The sequence below is a fragment of the Alteromonas infernus genome (assembly GCF_902705815.1).
Map to the genome: position 1 here is coordinate 32,477 of NZ_CACSIG010000066.1, position 20,022 is coordinate 52,498.

At 46.4% G+C, this 20,022-nt stretch carries 16 protein-coding genes; 13 read left to right on the forward strand and 3 right to left on the reverse strand.

Features of this window, described 5'->3' with window-relative positions; all coding sequences use genetic code 11:
* Positions 1–14 precede the first annotated feature (14 nt).
* A complete protein-coding gene (locus tag ACX5J7_RS16165; RefSeq protein WP_485165418.1) occupies positions 15–764 on the forward strand; it encodes a pteridine reductase in 750 nt (249 codons plus the stop codon).
* On the forward strand, positions 761–1,834 hold the full coding sequence (locus ACX5J7_RS16170) for a DUF3080 family protein (protein WP_474372326.1): 1,074 nt from the start codon (positions 761–763) through the stop codon (positions 1,832–1,834). Before ACX5J7_RS16165 ends, ACX5J7_RS16170 begins: the two co-directional genes overlap by 4 nt.
* Positions 1,835–1,840: 6 nt before the next feature.
* Here the strand turns inward: ACX5J7_RS16170 and ACX5J7_RS16175 are convergent, their stop codons facing one another.
* Complete coding sequence (locus ACX5J7_RS16175) at positions 1,841–2,995, reverse strand: mechanosensitive ion channel family protein (RefSeq protein ID WP_278383144.1); 1,155 nt, start codon at positions 2,993–2,995, stop codon at positions 1,841–1,843.
* A 54-nt stretch (positions 2,996–3,049) separates the two neighbouring features.
* The gene (locus tag ACX5J7_RS16180) at positions 3,050–3,676 is read right to left on the reverse strand and encodes a CPBP family intramembrane glutamic endopeptidase (RefSeq protein WP_071951271.1); all 627 of its coding nucleotides are present in this window, start codon (positions 3,674–3,676) and stop codon (positions 3,050–3,052) included.
* A 414-nt stretch (positions 3,677–4,090) separates the two neighbouring features.
* Between ACX5J7_RS16180 and ACX5J7_RS16185 the strand changes: the two genes are divergently transcribed.
* From ACX5J7_RS16185 to ACX5J7_RS16235, 11 genes are all read left to right on the forward strand, one after another.
* Positions 4,091–4,924, forward strand: a complete 834-nt coding sequence (locus ACX5J7_RS16185; RefSeq protein ID WP_020745741.1) for a MurR/RpiR family transcriptional regulator — start codon at positions 4,091–4,093, stop codon at positions 4,922–4,924.
* Between the two features lie 153 nt (positions 4,925–5,077).
* Positions 5,078–5,641: a DUF924 family protein gene (locus ACX5J7_RS16190; RefSeq protein ID WP_024016114.1), complete on the forward strand. Its 564-nt coding sequence runs from the start codon at positions 5,078–5,080 to the stop codon at positions 5,639–5,641.
* Between the two features lie 251 nt (positions 5,642–5,892).
* Positions 5,893–7,164, forward strand: a complete 1,272-nt coding sequence (locus ACX5J7_RS16195; RefSeq protein WP_485165417.1) for an amidase — start codon at positions 5,893–5,895, stop codon at positions 7,162–7,164.
* A 119-nt stretch (positions 7,165–7,283) separates the two neighbouring features.
* Entirely contained in the window at positions 7,284–8,861 is a 1,578-nt protein-coding gene (locus tag ACX5J7_RS16200) for a gamma-glutamyltransferase family protein (RefSeq protein WP_278383151.1), read from the forward strand.
* 70 nt (positions 8,862–8,931) lie between these two features.
* Positions 8,932–9,750, forward strand: a complete 819-nt coding sequence (locus ACX5J7_RS16205; protein ID WP_015066875.1) for a sulfite exporter TauE/SafE family protein — start codon at positions 8,932–8,934, stop codon at positions 9,748–9,750.
* 10 nt (positions 9,751–9,760) lie between these two features.
* Positions 9,761–11,041, forward strand: coding sequence for a pyridoxal-phosphate-dependent aminotransferase family protein (locus tag ACX5J7_RS16210; RefSeq protein ID WP_498707526.1), 1,281 nt, complete (start codon positions 9,761–9,763; stop codon positions 11,039–11,041).
* Positions 11,034–12,269: an allantoate amidohydrolase gene (locus tag ACX5J7_RS16215; protein ID WP_498707528.1), complete on the forward strand. Its 1,236-nt coding sequence runs from the start codon at positions 11,034–11,036 to the stop codon at positions 12,267–12,269. Before ACX5J7_RS16210 ends, ACX5J7_RS16215 begins: the two co-directional genes overlap by 8 nt.
* A gap of 118 nt (positions 12,270–12,387) precedes the next feature.
* The gene (locus ACX5J7_RS16220) at positions 12,388–12,753 is read left to right on the forward strand and encodes an AraC family ligand binding domain-containing protein (RefSeq protein ID WP_015066872.1); all 366 of its coding nucleotides are present in this window, start codon (positions 12,388–12,390) and stop codon (positions 12,751–12,753) included.
* A gap of 508 nt (positions 12,754–13,261) precedes the next feature.
* On the forward strand, positions 13,262–14,815 hold the full coding sequence (locus ACX5J7_RS16225; protein ID WP_020745736.1) for a uracil-xanthine permease family protein: 1,554 nt from the start codon (positions 13,262–13,264) through the stop codon (positions 14,813–14,815).
* Between the two features lie 243 nt (positions 14,816–15,058).
* Positions 15,059–17,494, forward strand: coding sequence for a TonB-dependent siderophore receptor (locus ACX5J7_RS16230; RefSeq protein ID WP_498707530.1), 2,436 nt, complete (start codon positions 15,059–15,061; stop codon positions 17,492–17,494).
* Between the two features lie 194 nt (positions 17,495–17,688).
* Positions 17,689–17,889: a hypothetical protein gene (locus ACX5J7_RS16235; RefSeq protein WP_278383182.1), complete on the forward strand. Its 201-nt coding sequence runs from the start codon at positions 17,689–17,691 to the stop codon at positions 17,887–17,889.
* Positions 17,890–17,923: 34 nt separating this feature from the next.
* Here the strand turns inward: ACX5J7_RS16235 and ACX5J7_RS16240 are convergent, their stop codons facing one another.
* Positions 17,924–19,927 carry an ATP-binding protein gene (locus tag ACX5J7_RS16240; protein ID WP_498707531.1) on the reverse strand — a complete coding sequence of 668 codons (2,004 nt, stop codon included), beginning with the start codon at positions 19,925–19,927 and terminating at the stop codon, positions 17,924–17,926.
* Positions 19,928–20,022 lie beyond the last annotated feature (95 nt).

The window sequence follows — 20,022 nt, forward strand, 5'->3', positions numbered from 1 at the left end:
GAGCAGCTTTTATTATGACAAATTCAGGCCCTGTCGCACTTATTACCGGGGCAGCAAAGCGCATTGGTGCCGCAATGGCAATGAAATTACACAACGAAGGGTATCGTGTGATTATTCATTACGGGCACTCTGAAAATGACGCACACTCACTTGCCGCTAGGCTTAATCAAAAGCGCGCAAACTCGGCGTTTTGCTTACAAGCAGATTTATGCGATACCCACGCGGTTTCGGCATTAGGCGAAGAAGCCGTAAACGTTTGGGGCAGGCTCGATGTGTTAGTCAATAACGCATCTAGCTTCTACCCGACACCCGTTGGCGATATCACCGAGGAAGACTGGACATCGCTTGTTGGCAGCAATGTGAAAGGCCCGCTGTTTTTGTCGCAAGCACTCGCGCCAGCACTTAAAAAAAGTAATGGCTGTATCGTGAATATGGTTGATATGCACATAGACCGCCCTCTCGCCAAACACAGCGTGTACCTGCTGGCAAAATCCGGGCTTGCCTCGTTAACCCAATCTTTAGCGATAGATTTAGCCCCTAATATACGGGTTAATGGCATAGGTCCCGGCGCAATATTGTGGCCAGAGCGAGAAATGGAAGACGCGGAAAAAGATACGTTGTTATCCAGCATTCCGTTAGGCGAATTAGGTACCCCTGACGATATTGCAAACACCCTTTGGTTTTTAATTTCGGCACCGTATATCACAGGGCAAATCATTTTTGTCGATGGTGGTCGTAGCTTACATACGGGGGCGTCAGCGTGAACCAACGTTTGCTAAGAGGGGCTTGTCGCATTGGCACAGTGGGCGTGGCTTTCTTAGCGCTGTCTGGCTGCTTTAGTGACAACACCGTTAAGCACAGTATTGAAGACTATGCTGAACGCCTTTCCCGTGTACTCAATACGCCGCTTCCCCCGTCGTTTGACGATAGCATAGTACGCCCCCTTCCTACGCTTGCCGATTCAGCGTCTCTTAAACATAACATTGAGCCCATAAGTATTAATTTACGGGAATTCTACGCGTTACAAGATTGTGAACTGGGCACCGTAGTTGCCGAGCGCAACACGTCCTTAGGCAAAAGTCAGCTGCCCTCACAACGGCTAGTTCACGAAAGCAAATTGCTTACGGTGTTAAAAGAATGCGAAGCGGCGCTGCAAAACGAACAAGGCAGTGGTAATGAAAAGCTGGCCGATACTATTGCGTCATGGCGCGAGCAAAAAACCATAGACTACGCCAAAACCTGGGCGAACCTGATTCAGGGAAGCCAAGAGTTACGTTTGGCACTTAACACCCCTCAGCGGTTGTTTTCTGTAGAAAACAACAAAGATTCGCTATCAAGCGTAAACGCCCTCTTTTATTTAACCACCGTTAACAATGCGGCTAACCTTGCCACGCCTATCAATAGCAGTGAATTAGAGAATCAACTTCACATTGTTCGCTCAGGCCGGTTGCCGGCTACGCTCTGGCAAACGCAGCAAACCTTAGCCCATACGCTTTCTGAGTTAACGCACATGCTCAGCCCAAAACTTGAAGCGGTAAGCTGCCCGGATGGAAGAGCGAGCGATCAAGCCAAGATCCTGCGCAATGTGTTCTATTTATTCTTCATTGAAAAAATTCAGCCAGTGGGAAGTTTAGTTAACCAATACCACTATAAGCTCTCTCCATTGTGGGAAAAATGGCTTAACGAACCTTCGCTGCACAAAGAACTGAAGCGCTACATTGAAAACCAAACCCAAGAAGGCTTCGCACAGTACAGCGACGCGATGAAGTCGCACGTAAGCCTATGGCAACAGTTTTTAGGCCGCTGTAACTTATCGCCAGTCGCACCCGGCTAAGTTGCTTTATAAAATATTTTCACCGGCCTCGGGGTCTCGAGACTTACGGGCCTGTTCTCTAATCTCATGCGCTTCAGAGGTAACGTCATCCGCTTCGCTGTTTTGTGAGTTATCTGATTGATGCCTTTCGCTGCGCTTTGCATCGCTTTGGGGTTTATGCTGGGTGCGAGTCGCTGCGCCGCCTTCACCATGCTCATCTGTGGCGCGTTTTTCAGGTTCAGGGTGTGCGTCATCAGTGCGGGTAATCGCTAAGCCCTGCGGAAAAATACGCTCTCGCGCATCGTCTGGCATGCTAATATCAGCATCTAAGTACGCTTGGGTAATATTACGCATTAAGACAGACGACATTTTTAGTACGCTGGTTTTCTCAACATTCACCCAGAAATATACTTTAACGTTGTAGGTAGACGCCCCTAGCTCATCGATAAGAATTTGCGGCTCTGGGTCGTGCAGCACGTTATCTTGCGCATTAGTCACGTCACGCGCAATTTTTTGTGAATGCTGTATGTCTGAGTCGTAACCCACACCAACCACAAAATGGCCACGCATAAGCGGGTTGGCGGTAAGGTTTTTAATAACGCCCTTGTAAATCGTCGCGTTAGGAATTTGAATGTGATTGCCATCGAAATCAACCAGCGTGGTGGCGCGCGCAGTCACCTTCTGAATAATACCCACGAACTCGTTTATTTGAACAATATCGCCTATTCTAAACGGCCTTTGAATGGTAAGAAGTAAACTTGATATAAAGTTCTCTGCAATATCTCTAAAGGCGAAACCTAAAATAAGCCCCACTACGCCAGTACCGCTCACCACAGCAATTGCAAAGCCTGTTAACCCAGCCAAAAACAGAAATAGATATATGCCAAGTAAGATAAGTATAAGGCTTACGCTGCGCTGAATAACCGAACGTAACAGTGGCGACGCAGTGGTGCGAGTAAAGGGCTTTACCAGCACTTTTGCCACATGGGGGGCTAACAGTATAAACGCCACCATGATAACCGCACCAAGCGCTAACCCAGGTAAACGGTATACAAAACTTTCCCAAAGCGAGGAAAGCAACGATTGCGCGTTCGTGAAGCTTGTTACGCCACCACCTTCACTGTCTTGCATAAATGAAGAAGTAAACGAAAGCCAGTGACTGAATTGCGAAGTTGATAACATAACCTAATTCCTTGGTAGTAACATTAACGCCCGTGTACGCTGTATGCATAATGCCTACGTAGAAATCACAAGATAAGATCCCAGCCCTATTGTGAATAGAAAACTGCCCCAAATAGCGTGTTCAATCACGACCACAGGGGTCGAGTTAGTTTGCATATATCGATAGCCAAATATTGCGCCCCCTATCCAAGAGACAACAACGGCCACCCAATTCCCATAAACCAAATGAGCAAGACCAAACAAAAAAGTACTTAGGCCCCATCGTGCGTACTTAGACGGCAAAATGCGTTTGTAGCGGTGGAAAAAATAAGTGCGAAAGATAATTTCTTGCGGGATCACAGACACAATTGGATAAATTAATAGGGTTGCCACCCACATCCAAGGCTGGTTCATTGGCCAATGTAAAAATAGCGCTGGCTTGAGAAAATAAACCACCAGCGCAAGTAAACTCGCCCACGGCAAAAATAGCCTAAGCGTACGTTTAAAATGAATTCGGTAGTCGTCCCAATGCCACAACTTTATACGCTTAAATTGTTTATCTGCTAATAGTACCGCTAAGCAAAAAAGCCCCATTACACCCAAAATAGGCATGAGGTAACTTGCGAAATGCTTTATCCAGTAAAGCACAGCAAAGGGAACTGCTACAAATAGCAAAATCAGTTCAGACCACAGCTTCGCCACAACACACCTCTTGTTTTACCCATGCTCGTTTTACCCTTGCCTGTTGTTCCATTTATGCATTAGATTCTCGCCCTAATGCCCTGAACAACACGTTCATTACCATCCGATGACGGTTTTATGAATATTGCTACTATTATGAAAGTGTAGTGCCAATGTGCGCCCTTCGAACGACTAATTTGGTGCTACTTTCGCCTAACGAGCTGCAGCTATAAGTAAGCCATTCATTTCTATTTAGTTTTGTTTACACCAAGAGAATTACTGCGCAGAAAAGACGTTTGAAAAAGGCGTTTAACAGGCGGTTTGTAATTATCAGAAACGAAGAAATATGAAAAAGCGAGAGGGTGAATTCAGGTAGTGTTTGTATAACGCACAAAAGTCGTGAAATAATTGCACAAGATGTATAAGGCGAAACTAATGACAAAAAATAGCCCTAGCGACGTTTTACAACAAATTGAAAAACACTATGCCTCGTTGTCTCCATCGGGCAAATCGATTGCGCACTATATTCAACAAAACCCCATCGCTGTGCTTAGTCAATCTACCTCACTCATTGCCGAGAAAACGGGTACATCAAAAGCCACGGTTAGCCGTTTCTTTCGCCAGCTGGGTTTCGACTCGCACCAACAGGCGAAAGACGCGTTGGTGCAATTACGGGAACAAGGTGTACCTGTCGTTAGCCCTTCAAGCGGCGTACTTCAGCATGAAAGTGATAGCAAAAATTTAGCAAATACGTTTGCAAGTACGTCTTCAGAAGCATTGACCGAAGTGGCTAAGCTACTTGCTTCGGCAGGCCAAATTACCTTAATAGGGTTTAGAAACGCCTACCCTATTGCGCTTCACTTCAGGCAACAGTTAAAACAGATTCGCACGTCGGTACGCGTTTTACCCCAACCGGGGCAAACCTTAAGTGAAGATATCATTGACCTTGGGGAAAACGATGTGGTGGTGCTATTTGGCTTTCGCCGCAGAACCCGACAGTTCAAGTATGTCTTAAACAGTATAAAACAGTGTAAAACCGTATTGATTACCGATCCTACCGGTCAAGGCTACCGCCAAAGCGTTGACCATTTGCTGGTTACACACATTGGTAGCGACTCGCCGTTTGATAGTTATGCAGCCCCCATGAGCCTTGTCGCGTCGCTGTGTAATTTAACTTACGAAGCATTGGGTAGCGCCGCGGCAGACCGGGTAGACGCCATTACCGAGATTTATATTCAAATGGATGAGCTGGAAAGTCCTAAACGCTAACGCTTCCAATCGTACGCTTTTTAAGCAATACTATAAACGTAAGTAGCAGATAACAGCTATTATGCAAGTAGAAATGGAACTTTTTCAGGAAAAAGTAGGTATAAGTATAAATTATTTTTATTTTACTGCTTTTGACATGCTGTTGGAGTAGATATGGATAAGACGCAAGTAGTCATGGAAGAAGCTAACGGGGTGTTAGCATTTTGGTTTGGTGAGCTTTCACCTGAACAGTGGTTTGAAGAAGATCCCGCGCTGGATAAAACGATCGCGTCGCGATTTTCTGAACTTCGATTAGCTGCAACAAAAGGCGAACTTTGGCCATGGCGTGCCACAGCAACAGGTCGCCTTGCAGAAATCATTCTTTTAGATCAGTTCTCTCGCAATATTTTTCGCAACCACGCTGATGCATTCAGTGCCGATAGTATGGCGCTGGTGTTAGCCCAAGAGGCAGTCAGCGTAGAAGCAGATAAGGTGTTAACCCCGCAGCAACGCGCATTTATGTATATGCCTTTCATGCAAAGTGAATCACTTGCCATTCACGATGTCGCAATGGAACTGTTTTCTCAAGAAGGGCTCGAGCGTGAATTTTCTTTTGAAAAGCGCCACCAAAAGGTGATTGAAACGTTTGGCCGCTACCCACATAGAAATCATTTGTTAGGGCGCGAGTCTACGGCACAAGAAATCGCCTTCCTTAAAAGTAATCCTCAAGGCTTTTAGCGGCTATTGCCCCCGCAAAACAGCGGCTATTGTGGCGCTGTTTGTTGCGGCTTCACATAAGTTCGTTCGTATTTTTCAATTACCGCTATACGACTTCTTAATGCTTGCCCTTTTGCTCTCCGGTTTTTTGCTTTTCTGCTTTTCTGAAAAGCAACGCTTGTTTCTTCTTGACATTACAATGAAACAATTGTTTCATGTTATGTAGGCATATATGAATAAATAAATAAAGAACGAAAAATAAGAATTGCGCTGTGAGCTCACCTTTTGTAATCAAGCCCTGCGACAAGCATTTTGAGCAGGCAATTGAAAATTTAAATATCTATCTTGGTGACAGTTACAGCCCAGACGTAAGCGCTCATTCTAAAAAGAGCCATGCAGAAAGGCGCCTTGATAACGACCAAGATATAAACACTTCACTTAAGGGCCTTGGTCTAGCGGTGAAAGATTTGTTTCATATAAAAGGTTTGCCCACGGCGGCAGGCAGTCCCGACTGGCAGGCAACACACGACATACCTCAAGCAACGAATACCTGTGTAGCTACCATGCTAAACGCTGGCGCTAATTTTAAAGGTAAAACCATTACCGACGAACTCGCCTACAGTTTGCATGGACAAAACAAGCACTATGCGCCGTTAGTCAACCCGGTTGCACCTGCACATATTCCTGGCGGCTCATCGTCTGGCTCTGCGGTAGCGGTAAGTGCCCATCTTGCCGATATTGGGCTTGGAACCGATACAGGCGGGTCGATACGCGTGCCTGCTAGCTATCAAGGGTTATGGGGGCTTCGCACTACGCATGGCCTTTTACCGTGCGACAACATGGTAGCATTAGCCCCTTCTTTCGACACCATTGGGTGGATGACGAGAGATCTCGATACGCTTCAGAAAGTCGCGCACACATGTATAGATAATACAAAGCAGAGCACCATTAAAGCAAACCCTTGCTTCGGTATAGCCACCCCTTTATTTGCAAACTCGGCACATAGTTCGGTATGTAATAAATGGTTAACCGAACTTGCTGATAACAACCGTTGTGTTGCGCTAACAGAAGAACAGTTAGATCTTTCAAAACTGCAAACCGCCGCTACATTTCGAATTCTGCAGGGCAGTGAAATTTGGCAGCAACACGGCGAGTGGATTGAGACAGTTCAGCCAAATATTGCGAAAGACATTATGTTGCGCTTAGCATGGTGCAAGACCATAACAACGCAAGACGTCACCCTTGCTAAAGCACAACAAAAAGTGGTGATTGACCACATCAATGCGCTATTTGACGACATTGACGTATTGGTTATTCCCACAACACCCGGTGTTGCACCCCGATGCGATGCCGACGAGACAACATTGGCAAACGATAGAAACGCGCTACTTGCACTTACTGCAATAGCAGGGCTAGCGGGCTTGCCCCAGCTACATTTGCCATTGTTTACCCTACACAATGCCCCCTGCGGCTTATCGCTTGTGGGCAAAAAAGGCAACGATCTTGCACTTCTTGCGTTAGCTAAAACGCTAACCACTGGCTGATGGTTTAGGCGCACAAAAAACTGCGCCTCCACTATTTAGCAGCAAGCAGAAGGAAGAAACAACGCTACCCTATTGCATAATAGGCCCTGGCCGTTGCTGAATTTTCGAAGGATATAACAATGAGTGAAAAACCGAACATCGCGTTTACTGCGCCCCATTATGCTGCATCACAAGTGGGTTTAAACATTTTAGAGAAAGGCGGCACGGCCATTGAAGCTATGGTGGCGGCAGCGGCATCAATTGCCGTTGAGTACCCGCACATGAATGGTATGGGCGGTGATGGCTTTTGGCTTATCAGCGAACCGGGCAAAAGCCCTGTTGGTATCGATGCGTCTGGCGTTGCCGCAAAAGGCGCGACGCCGTCGTTTTACGAAGGCTTTGAGGCAATCCCAAGCAGAGGCGGAAAGTCGGCGCTAACCATGGCCGGCGCAGTAGCGGGGTGGCAGAAAGCCCTAGAGATAAGCCACTCTTGGCAAAGCGGGCTGCCGCTAAGTACGCTGTTTGATACCGCCATCAGCCAAGCCAACTGGGGAATAGAAGTTACCCAAAGCCTGGTTGACGCTAGCAACAAAACTTTCGAGGAACTCAGTAGCGATGAAAACTTTGCCCAGTTTTTAATAAAGGGCAAAGCCCTTAAAAAAGGTAAAATTTTAAAGCTTACTAAACTGTCTGAAACCTTGAAGCATTTGGCTGATAAAGGCTTGGATGACTTTTATCACGGCGAACTTGCCACACAACTCGCTGAAGATTTAGAAGCGGCAGGCTCCCCTATTCGCTTAGAAGATTTCAAAAATTACGAAGCAAAATTAGTAGAGCCACTATCGGTGTCTACCAGTAAAGGTAAGCTTTATAACTTACCGGCGCCCACGCAAGGGGTGGCGTCGCTGATTATTTTGGCGCTGTACGACAAAGTTCAACACTTAGGCAGTACCGATGCCGACATGGTGCACCTGCTCATTGAGTGTACAAAGCAAGCCTTTATTGCTCGGAACACTAACGTGACCGACCCGTCGCGCACACCGGTGAGCTTACAAAGCCTATTAAGCGACGACACGCTTGAAGAAATGGCTAAGAACATCTCTTTAGACAAAGCCTTGCCATGGCCACATGAAGCAAAACACGGCGACACCATTTGGATGGGCTGCTGTGACTCTGAAGGTCGCATGGTGAGCTATATTCAGTCCCTTTACTGGGAATTTGGCTCCGGCGTAGTAAGCCCACAAACCGGTATTGTTTGGAATAACCGCGGCACGTCGTTCTCACTTGACTCAAGCAGCAATCAATACCTAGCACCCGGTTTAAAGCCGTTTCACACGCTAAACCCAGCTTTTGCAGAGCTTATTGATGGCCGCCGAATGAGTTACGGCACCATGGGCGGTGAAGGACAACCGCAAACCCAAGCCGCTCTATTTGCGCGTCACATTTATCACGGCCAACCCATTGCAAAAGCGATTTCGTTAGGACGCTGGTTGCTTGGCAGAACGTGGGGCGATCAGAGCCACAACTTAAAAGCCGAGCGCGACTTGGTTGAATACGTAGGTGATAGTTTGCTAGCCCGCGGTCACGACATGGTTACGGTAGACCCATGCAACGAATTGATGGGCCATGCCGGCGCCATCATTCGCGACACTGAAGGAACGGTTAATGGTGCCAGCGATCCGCGCAGCGACGGTAAGGCTTTCTTTGGTCACCGTTAATTCACTTAACGCTTTGCCATTAACTTAAGTTACACATTTAAATTAATCACTTAGAAGAGTTATAAATTACATGCAGTTTTTAATGGATAACCTTACGGTTATATTGTCTTTAATAGGTACGGGCGTTTTCGCGGGTTTACTCGCGGGAATGCTGGGCGTAGGCGGCGGCATTGTGATAGTGCCCGTGCTGTTCTTTTTATTTCAAGCCCTTGGCGTATCACCTGAAAGCGCGATGGTCATTGCCACAGCAACGTCGCTGGCTACTATTGTCCCCACTTCGGTAAGCTCTATTCGTGCCCACCACGCTAAAGGCAACGTGGATTTTGCCTTACTCAAAGCGTGGGCTGTATTCATATTAATTGGCGTACTTGCTGGCAGCTATCTGGTTACCGTGGTTAACCCTACTTTCCTAACCTTACTGTTTGGCATTATTGCTACGCTTTCTGCAATTAACATGCTTATAGGTAAAAAAGACGCCCTATTTAATGGTTTGCCAGGCCGTGGGGGTCAATCGGTAATGGCAAGCTGTATTGGCTTATTTAGCTCTATGGTGGGTATTGGCGGTGGAACGCTAACCGTACCTACACTGACTTTTTGTAACTACCCTGCACATAAAGCAGTGGGTACTGCAGCGGCAGTAGGCTTAATTATTTCTCTTCCTGCAGCGCTAACCTTACTGTTTGTAGGTGCAACTCCCGCCGACGCCCCGTTTGCAACCTACGGCTACGTAAACCTGCTTGGCTTTGCTTGCATAGTGCCGCTTACCGTTCTGTTTGCTCCCATTGGCGCAGGTATTGCCAACAAGCTTGATGCAGGCTTACTTAAGAAAATCTTCGCTGTTGTTCTTATCATCACTGGCTTGCGCATGTTAGCGCAAGTCCTTATCTAGGAGTGCCCTCATGTCTCACGAAATGTCTAACGCAAATTCTAACGGGGCTTTGGCACCACTCTCTCCACCGCCGCGTTTGCTAATGGGCCCTGGCCCTATCAACTGCTATCCGCGCGTTTTAAGCGCCATGTCTACGCAGCTAGTAGGCCAGTACGACCCGGTAATGACTGGTTACATGAATGAGGTAATGCAGCTTTACCGGGATGTTTTTAACACCCAAAACCAACAGACGTTTTTGGTTGACGGCACTTCGCGGGCTGGCATTGAAGCCGTACTCGTCTCGGCCATAGAGCCAGGCGATAAAGTACTTGTTCCTATTTTTGGTCGTTTTGGGCATTTGCTTGCTGAAATTGCCGAACGCGCCGATGCCGAGGTACACACTATCGAAGTACCTTGGGGTGAAGTCTTTTCACCAGCGCAAATTGAAGCGGCAATTAAAGAAGTAAAACCGAAGTTACTGGCTATTGTGCAGGGCGATACGTCGACCACCATGCTTCAACCGCTCAAAGACATAGGCGCAATATGTGAGGCTCACGACGTATTGTTCTACTGCGATGCCACCGCATCTATCGGCGGTAATCCTCTTGATGTTGATGCGTGGAAGTTAGACGCAGTTTCCGTTGGCCTGCAAAAGTGTTTAGGCGGCCCGTCTGGCAGTGCGCCTATTACCCTTAGCGATAAATTCGTGAAGACGGTACGCACGCGCCATCACGTTGAGGCGGGTATTCGCGATGCCCATCACGAAGCGGCCCGAGGCCCCAAAATTCGCTCGAATTATTTTGATTTACCTATGATCATGGATTATTGGGGCGAAGAGCGTTTAAACCATCACACAGAAGCTGCCAGCATGCTGTATTGCGCTAGAGAATGCGCACGCTTACATTTAGAAGAAGGTCAGCAAAATGTTATAGCTCGCCATAAAGTGGCTGGCGATGCCATGCTTGCCGGCATTCAAGCCATGGGCCTTGCGCCTTTTGGCGACTTGAACCACAAAATGTATAACGTGGTGGGAGTACATATTCCAGAGGGCGTTGAAGGTGAAGCCGTTCGGGAAACGCTGCTTATGCGGTTCAATATTGAAATTGGCACCAGCTTCGGCCCCCTTAAAGGCAAAATATGGCGTATTGGCACCATGGGCTATAACGCGCGTGAAGATGCTGTACTTCACACTTTACAATCTCTGGAAACCGTATTGCGAATGCAAGGGTTTAATGCGCCTGCAGGCAAAGGGGTAGATGCAGCATTAACGGTGTATGCAGAAGCTAAAGTGGCAGGAGTGGCGAATGCGTGAATTCGCTGAATTAGCCACTCAGGTTATGGCACGGTGTGAAACCTTGGGCACCTTAAGCCAAGATCCCACCTGTTTAGACAGGCGCTACTTAACCGAACAACACAGGTTAGCGAACCAACTTGCATCCGGTTGGATGATTGAAGCAGGCATGACGACCTGGAAAGACGCGGTGGGAAATATTTGGGGGCGCTACACATCTAGCGTGCCCAACGCGCCGCGATTAATCTTGGGCAGCCACTTAGATACCGTACCAAATGGTGGTAAATACGACGGCATGCTGGGTGTTATTGCAGCTATTTCACTGGTAGCCATGTTTGACGGCACCCAAACTAAATTCCCATTTCACATTGATATCGTTGGCTTTTGTGATGAGGAAGGCACGCGGTTTGGCACAACACTTTTAGGCAGTCGCGCGCTTACTGGTAAGTGGCAAGACCAATGGCGCTTCCTTAAAGATGAAAACGGCGTGAGTTTAGAGCAAGCCATGACGGATTTTGGCCTGAGCTTTGATGCCGTTAACAGCGCCGCTATTTCCCGTACCGATATTTTGGGCTACTTAGAACTGCATATTGAACAAGGCCCCGTTTTAGAGCAAGAAAACTTACCTGTGGGTGTAGTAAGTGCAATAGCGGGCGCGAAGCGCTTTAATTTTACGGTTGAAGGAATGGCAGGTCACGCCGGTACGGTACCTATGTCTATGCGAAAAGATGCGCTATGTGCAAGTGCAGAAATGCTGTTAGCCGTTGAAGCTATCAGCCTTCAGCGCCCTGGCGTAGTCGCTACCGTTGGTAAAATTGAGAATGCCCCTAATGGTGTCAATGTTATTTCGGGTCGCACCCGTTTTTCACTCGACATTCGAAGTGAAGACAATGACTTGCGCGATTCTGTGTTGGCAGAAATTTTGCAAAAATTCGATGACATTGCAAAAGCACGACAAATTACGCTTAGCCGTGAGCAAACGCATAGCGCTCCCGCGGTTCACTGCGACCCGCACTTAAAGCAAGCCTTGATTCGCGGGGTTGAAGAAAGTGGAATATTGCCACGGGTATTAGCTTCTGGTGCAGGTCATGATGCTATGGCAATTGCAGATATTTGCCCTGTAGCAATGCTATTTACCCGCTGCAAAGGTGGTATTAGCCATCACCCTGCTGAGTCTATCACTCACGATGACGTCGCGGCGAGTTTGTCGGTGCTTTATAAAACAATTAGCAAGTTACAACACGCTTAGCATGTGTAACAAACGTGCGCCAACGCTAGCGTATTTCAAGGCAAAAGCCTTTTATCGCGAGAGCGTTCCGCTCTCTTTCTTCTTAAGATAAAACCACGATAGTTTTGAAGGGTGAATAATGAAAATAACAAGGATTTACAACGATGAAGCGGGAAAAAGTCACTTCGGCGAAGTGGATATTGCGCTAAAGGACGGCGGGCCGATTGGTATGCTTTCAGAAAAGTTTGGCGCGGATAAAATCATCTTCCGAGAAACGCCTGCCGACTATGACTTTAAATGGCACCCTGCCCCAGCACGCCAACTGCTATTTATCATTAAAGGGCGCGCAGAGTTTACCGTATCTAACGGTGAGCGACATGTATTTGGTGCAGGTGACGTCCTACTTTTAGAAGATACCGAAGGTGAAGGCCACTGCTCGCGGGCTATGTACAATGAAGTGCGCCACTCGATTTTTGTCACGCTGGACGAAGGCGTTACGCTTTAGCAATAAATGCTCAACTCACGTTAATAAATGCGCTAATTTAGCGCATTTTTTTGTTTAGGCACCAAAATGGGGCTTAGACATACTCCGAACATTTCAACCCACGTAAATAGCACATAAAAAGCAAGCTAAAACAAACAGTTAGAAACCAAAAAACAAACAGACCAGTTGGTCAACATCTTGCAGTTCATGGATATACTTTATTTACCTATATCCGGCCATGTTATTTGCTTTACCACCCTTACGTTTTTTAACGCTGTGCTTTTCATGCCTGCATAGCCTTGTTGCCACGCGTGTCGTTGATAGAAATGCTAACGCTTGGTTCGAAAGGGGTATGGGCTCACAAAGCGCATCGCAAACGTATCGAGTTTTTCGCCAGCAAGCGTGGATACTTACGGCCGAGGTATCGTCTTTCAAAAAAACAAACGCACTTCACTTCTTCTACAGTGCTTTATTAACAAGTGCTTTGTCTACAAGTGCTTTTACTGTCTGCGTGAAATAAGGAATAACCATGTCTTCTGGTAACAGCGAGTTAATTTACGATTTACACGATAGCCCGGCATTTCTCCCATCACTTACCGCGGCGTTTCAGCACTTGTTAGCCAGTTTTGTAGGCGTAATTACACCAACACTTATCGTCACATCGTCATTAGGGTTAAGCGAGTATACTCCCTATTTGATTAGCATGGCTTTGTTTGTAAGCGGCGTGGGTACGGCCATTCAGACCAAGCGAATTGGGCCTGTGGGCAGTGGCCTTGTTGCTATTCAAGGTACTAGCTTCGCGTTTATCAGCGCATTAATTTTGGCCGGTAGTCAGGTGAAAGCAAATGGTGGCACGCCTGAAGATATCCTAGCCCTGCTATTTGGCTTAACGATGGCAGGTGCGTCAGTTGAAATTGTGTTTAGCTTGTTTGTAAACCGCTTAAAGCGAATTATCACACCACTGACCACAGGTATCGTCATTACCGCAATAGGCCTCAGTTTAATTAACGTGGGCATGACAGACCTCGCCGGCGGCTTTAATGCTTCAGATTTTGCCAGTACCGACAACTTAACCGTCGGGCTAGGTGTATTACTCATCATTGTTTTTCTGAACGCGTCATCAAATCATTGGCTTCGCTTAAGCGCCATTTTTATTGGCATGGCAATAGGTGCCACCTATATTGCTTTTACCAAAGGGCTAGATTTTAGCGGTTTATCTTCATTGTCTATCGTCGCTATTCCCACGCCATTTACTTTTGGTATTGCCTTTGATATCAACTTATTTTTGCCTATTGCGCTTATTTACTTATTCAGCGCCATAGAAACGGCTGGCGACCTCACCGCCAACAGCCTTTTCTGTAAGCAGCCTGTTAGCGGGCCTGTGTATTTACGTCGCATTAAAGGCGGCATTTTGGGTGACGGCGTAAATTCATTGCTTGCTGGCATATTCAACACTTTTCCCAATACCACATTTGGGCAGAACAACGGCGTGATCCAGTTAACGGGGATCGCGAGCCGTAAAGTAGGCTTTTTTGTCGCTGGGCTATTTGTGTTTATTGGCTGCTTTCCAGTAGTAGGCGGCGTGCTTCAAGCTATTCCTAAACCGGTATTAGGCGGTGCAACCTTGGTTATGTTTGCCATGGTGGCCGTAGGCGGATTGAAGCTACTTGCAAGTTATGCCCTAGATAGACGCAGTAGTTTGGTAACGGCCTGCGCTTTGGGCATGGCCATAGGTGTAATGATGGTGCCTCAGGCACTAGCTGAACTCCCAAATTGGCTTGAAAATATTTTGCTTTCTCCAGTGACTTCGGCAGGGCTTACCGCTGTCATACTAGATTTAACCTTACCCGGTAGAACGTCACACAAATCTAAGAATGAAACGCCATCTGAAAACCAATTACAAAATGCCAAGCGCGAGAAGGCGACACGCCAAGGCAAACAAAGCTCGAACGCTTTCCATGCAGATAATACGGGCTTTGAGGTTAACAACGGCCGCGATGTTCCTAAACCGATAACAGCCATACTGGGCACTCACCATCGTCAAGATGCAGCCTTTTCCCTTTATAGTGCAAAAACACGATAAAAATCACCGTAAAAGTGCATAAATTAGAAAAACCTTAACTATTTACATAAAAATAACAATATAAGAACAACATTATATTTTTTTATCCCTATAATTCAGCAGCTTAAGAGCAGGTTAAAAGTTGACCAACTGGTTAAGTAGTTGGCACTCATCCTGCTAACCCTCTTGCATACAGCAAGGCGCAATAGAAATGTTGCGTTGATAAAGCCCTAAAAAAGGGCAACTAAAAATAACGAGGAAACCATGAAAAACACTACATTCAAATTATCTCCTCTAGCAAAAGCGTTTGCGATGACTACAGCAGTGGCATTGTCATCTCAAGCATTTGCGCAAGAAGAGACAGAGGTTAAAGAAAAAGATGTCGAGAAGATTCAGGTAACTGGGTCGCTAGGCAGCTTACCAGGCCAAGACGTGGAGTCTGTTTTCGGCTTTGGTAAATCTATTCTGGAAACACCGCGTTCAGCATCCACTATTTCTCAAGAGCAAATGGAGCGTTTCAACGTTTCTGATATTGATGAATTGGTCGCATTCGCGCCTGGTACATTCACACAGTCATTCTTTGGTGTAGCCGGTTCACTTGACGTGCGTGGTACACCGGGTGAAACATACTTTCGCGGTGTAAAGCGCCTTGATAACCCAGGCAACTACCCTACTCCTATTGGCGCATCAAGCCGAATTGATATTGTTCGAGGCCCGGCATCACCTATTTATGGTCCGTCTAAAATTGGCGGCTACCTAAACTTCAACCCCAAATCTGCTCGCGCATCTGGTGGGCAATATTTAGATGCCCCTACCGGTGCCCTTTCCTATACCACGGGTTCATGGGATAAAAGCATTCTAACCGCCGAAGTTGGCGGCCCAGCAAGCGTTGCTGGTAAAGAGATGGGTTATTATATATACGGTGAGCTAGAGAACTCAGATAGCTATTACGATAATACGCAAACCGATCAAACCGTGCTTCAAGCCTCTTTCAACGTAGATATCACAGACAACTTACGCTTTGAGTTTGGCGGTATGTACCATGACTACGATGGCAACCAAGTAGCTGGCTGGAACCGTTTAACGCAAGAACTAGTGGATGACGGCACTTACATTACAGGTACAGCGCAACCGCTAGATACCGACGGCGATGGCCAAATCAGCCACGAAGAATACGCAGAAGTCGCAGATTTAGTTGCACCGTTTATTTTTACCCCTGCCGTTCCGTTAGACACAGTGACAGCTGACTTTTTCGATCCTTTAATGGCATTAGAAAATCCCGGCACCACGACCTTAAGTGGTAGCCAAACGCTGGTAGCGCCTGATGATCAACTAAGCAATGAAGCTATTACGCTGTACTTCGATACCATTTACTACACGGATAATTGGGAAATTCGCAACCAGCTATTCTATGATGCATATGACAACATTAACGAAAATGCGTACGGTTTCTCGCAGTTCCACGACACCTGGGTGGTAGAAGACAAGCTTATTTTTGCCACAGAATATGAAAACGACGGCTTACTCGCACAGTTCCAATTCTCGCCATCAGTACGTTACACCGACTTTAAGCACGGTGATGACTTTACCTACGAGTTTTTCAATCGCCGTGATCTGACGATGCCATCCTCTGCGCTGGACCGTCGCCTACTATCTACCCGCTCAGGCAAAAACTACGACAACTATGACGTAGGCAACTACTTAGATTTGGGCGTTGCCGCGATGACTGATTTAACATGGGACTGGGGCTTGAACTTAGTTCTTGGTTTGCGCTACGACACCATTGATATTGAAAGTACATCGCGCGCTGATTTGCTGCTTGGCGCCACCGGGGATGAAACACCAGTATACGCGGAAGAAACCGTTGACGGCTGGTCGTGGAACACGAGTATTTCATATGAATTTGAGTTTGGTTTAATCCCATACATCACCGCTGCTGAGCAGGCTACGCTGGTAGCAGGCCAAGGTGCTGAGATAGGCGTAGGTCAACTCAACCAACCTGGTGGTGGTGGCGCTTTCGACACCTCAGAGTTATTAGAATACGGTGTCAAAGGCTCTTTAGTTGATGATACCCTCTATTTCGCTCTTTCATTCTTTGAGCAAGAACGTACCGACTTTAATACACAGAATACGGTAACCAACAACACAACCAATAACGAAGGGACTGAATTTGAACTTCGTTGGGTGGTTAATGAAAATCTTGTTGTATCTGCAGGCTACACCAATATCGAAGTTATCAACTTAACGGCATTGGCTAACGGTAACCAGTTTGGTTTCTTAGGTGCAGATGACTTAGTCGCTCTTGATGATCCCTCGTTAGTGTTCGGCGGAAATGTTGCAGGTTTAAACCTAGTGGGTGAAGGCCAAACGAATTCTGACGGACGAAAGGCCGGTATTCCTGAAAATATCTACACGCTAACAGCTACATATGACTTCCAGAACGGCTACGCCGCTAACGTAAGTGTTGTAGATGTCGACGAAGTAGCTTCAGGATATTCAGGTGCAGTTACTCTACCTGCTTACACGCTTGTAAATGCGGGATTGTCATATCAGGCAGAAGACTGGGCGTTTAACCTAACGGTTAAAAACTTAACGGATGAGCGTTATTTCCGTTCTAACTTCCCTGACCTGTTCGGTAGCCAAATTGTGCTTCCTGAATTACCGCGTCACTTCAACGCGAAATTCACTTACACCTTCTAGGTAGCCAATGCTGTTAAGGTTGTCGTGTTGTAGCATAGACATTAGCGCGACAACCACTTACAGTTTGTCTCCTCACTCTTACTAGAGAGCCCAGCGCACTGTCTGAAGGTCACTTCGGTGCTTGGCTCGCTTTTAGGATTTTTTCCATGCATATTGCTTCATAAAAACTTTTTACTTTCCTAATTACGCTTCTTATTTTACGTACTGCGAGTAATTTTACGATGCAACCGCCAAGCTTAAGTGCTGCAGATAATCTTAAACTTGAAAGTTCGGGCGATGGCTATGCGGCGATGAATGCAGCTATTGAAGCAGCATATCGCGTGGGCTCTCAGGTAACAGATTCCATCGTTAAACACTGGAATGAAGTACAACATTCAATTCCTAAGGCACACTAAAAGCAAAAGCCGCTTATTGGCAATCATTTTTGCATTAAGCGGTGATAGACTTTGCGTTCAATGTAGTTCTAACCTGCGCCGTCACGTCGCTTTGGACAACGGGTTTTGACAGAAAATCAGCCATTCCTGCTTCGCTACAGCTAATTTTATCTTCGGCTGTGGTGTTAGCGGTTACCGCGACAACTCTTCCGTATTTTGATAGTAGCCCTTCTTGCATAATGATTTTCGTTGCGCTCATCCCATCAAGCACTGGCATCGCACAGTCCATAAAAATAAGGTCATATCTTTTCGCCCGGGCCATTTCGACAGCAACTTCGCCATTGTCTGCCTCATCGGGCACGTAGTTAAATCTTTCAAGCATTGAGGCCAGCACAAGGCGGTTTATGTCGTTGTCATCAACGACCAGTATATTTATTGGCACAATTAAAAGCTCAGAAGATACCTCGACATCCTCGTTCGCTGTTTCTTCCAATGTAGCCATTTCAATAGGAATGGCTACATCGAAACATGTTCCCTTCCCCACGTTCGAGCGAACTTCTAACTCGCCGCCCATTTTTTCTACCAGCTGGTTGACGATAGACAGGCCTAAACCATTACCATTTAATTCTTCTGATGCACTGTCTGTATCGTTTTGGAAGGGTCTGAATATACGCGACAATATGTCATCGCTCATGCCCACACCTGTGTCTTCGACAGAGGCGAGCAAGATAGGTATATCTCCCTGCTGCTTTAGGGTGACTTGAATAGAAATGTAGCCTTTTGCCGTAAGTTTGACGGCATTTGACAGCAAGTTGGTAATAACTTGACTGATTCTTGCGGCATCACCATTAACATAGGTGTTATCGTCAAAGGACAATACGGCGTAAAGCCTGACGCCTTTGTCTGAACATTTGCTTTTAAACTCATCAACGATATCTTCGGCTAATGAACGAACACAAAAATCGCTGTAATTGAGGGAAAATTCTCCGTTGATGATTGACGTATAGTCAAGCACATCGTTGATTAACGATAAAAGCCGGTCGGCGCTGTGCAATGCAATATCTGCTTTTCTTATGCGAACATTGTCTTTATTTTCAAACTTGATGGCCTGAAGCATTCCCGTAATACCATTTAGCGGGGTTTTTAACTCGTGACTAATTCGCGAAAGCAACATGCCACGCTCTTTAGACGCCGCTTCCGCTTCTTTGCGACGGGCCTCGAGCTCAAGCCTGAGCTGAACCGACTTATTCACATTTTGACAAGTGCCGAACAACCGAACGCATTTACCCTGCTTCATTTCTGCCATACCATGGGTTTCGATCCACACCGAGTTACCCTTTGCAGAAACTAGTTCGAGGGTTGCACTCCATGGTTCACCCGTTTCAACGGTGTGAGAAACAATGCGGCTAATCTCATCTCGGTCAAATCCCTCTTTGTAAAAACCCACTGCGGTTTCTAGTGAAGGAATAAAATCGTCATCCACTTCATGTATGCGACGAGTTTGTGATGACCAAGTTAGAACGTTTGTTGTGAAATCTACTTCCCACGTGCCAATATTTGCTACGCTTTGTAGCTTCTCGTAAAGGGTATTCTGGTTAGTTTCCGCTTTTTCAACGTGAAACTTCTCAATCATCACATTTAACCAGTCATCGAGTAACGCCACTTTTTCAAGGTTTATCGACTGTGCCGGACAGGCATTAATGAAAACCAGACAAACGCGATTTCCGTCGAGATTGTGAATACGCCCGCGAATGTACTTTTCGCCATTAAAGTATGTAGCAAACCATTGCTTAAAGGCTGACGATGCTTTTGCGCTGTTAGCTGGGAAACAGTTATCTACAGAAACACATGAAGAAAAAGAAGGAATCGATTTGAAGCTTGGGGGATAAGCAGAGGAGGCTTTTACAAGAACGTTGACTATCTCATCATCAATTTGCAGTAGCATAGCTTGGAAGATACCAAGCGAATCACAGCCGCGCTGAACTAACCCCGTTAACGAGGTTTTTAGCTGTGCTTCCAACTTAATATTTAAACTCGACTGCTCGTCAAAATAAACCATGGCTCGCTACCTAAGCTCAAAACCTATGAAACACTGCAGCGCACAAAGCACTGCGACATTAGACTTCTTCTATAATGCCAAATAGTAGCGTTTAT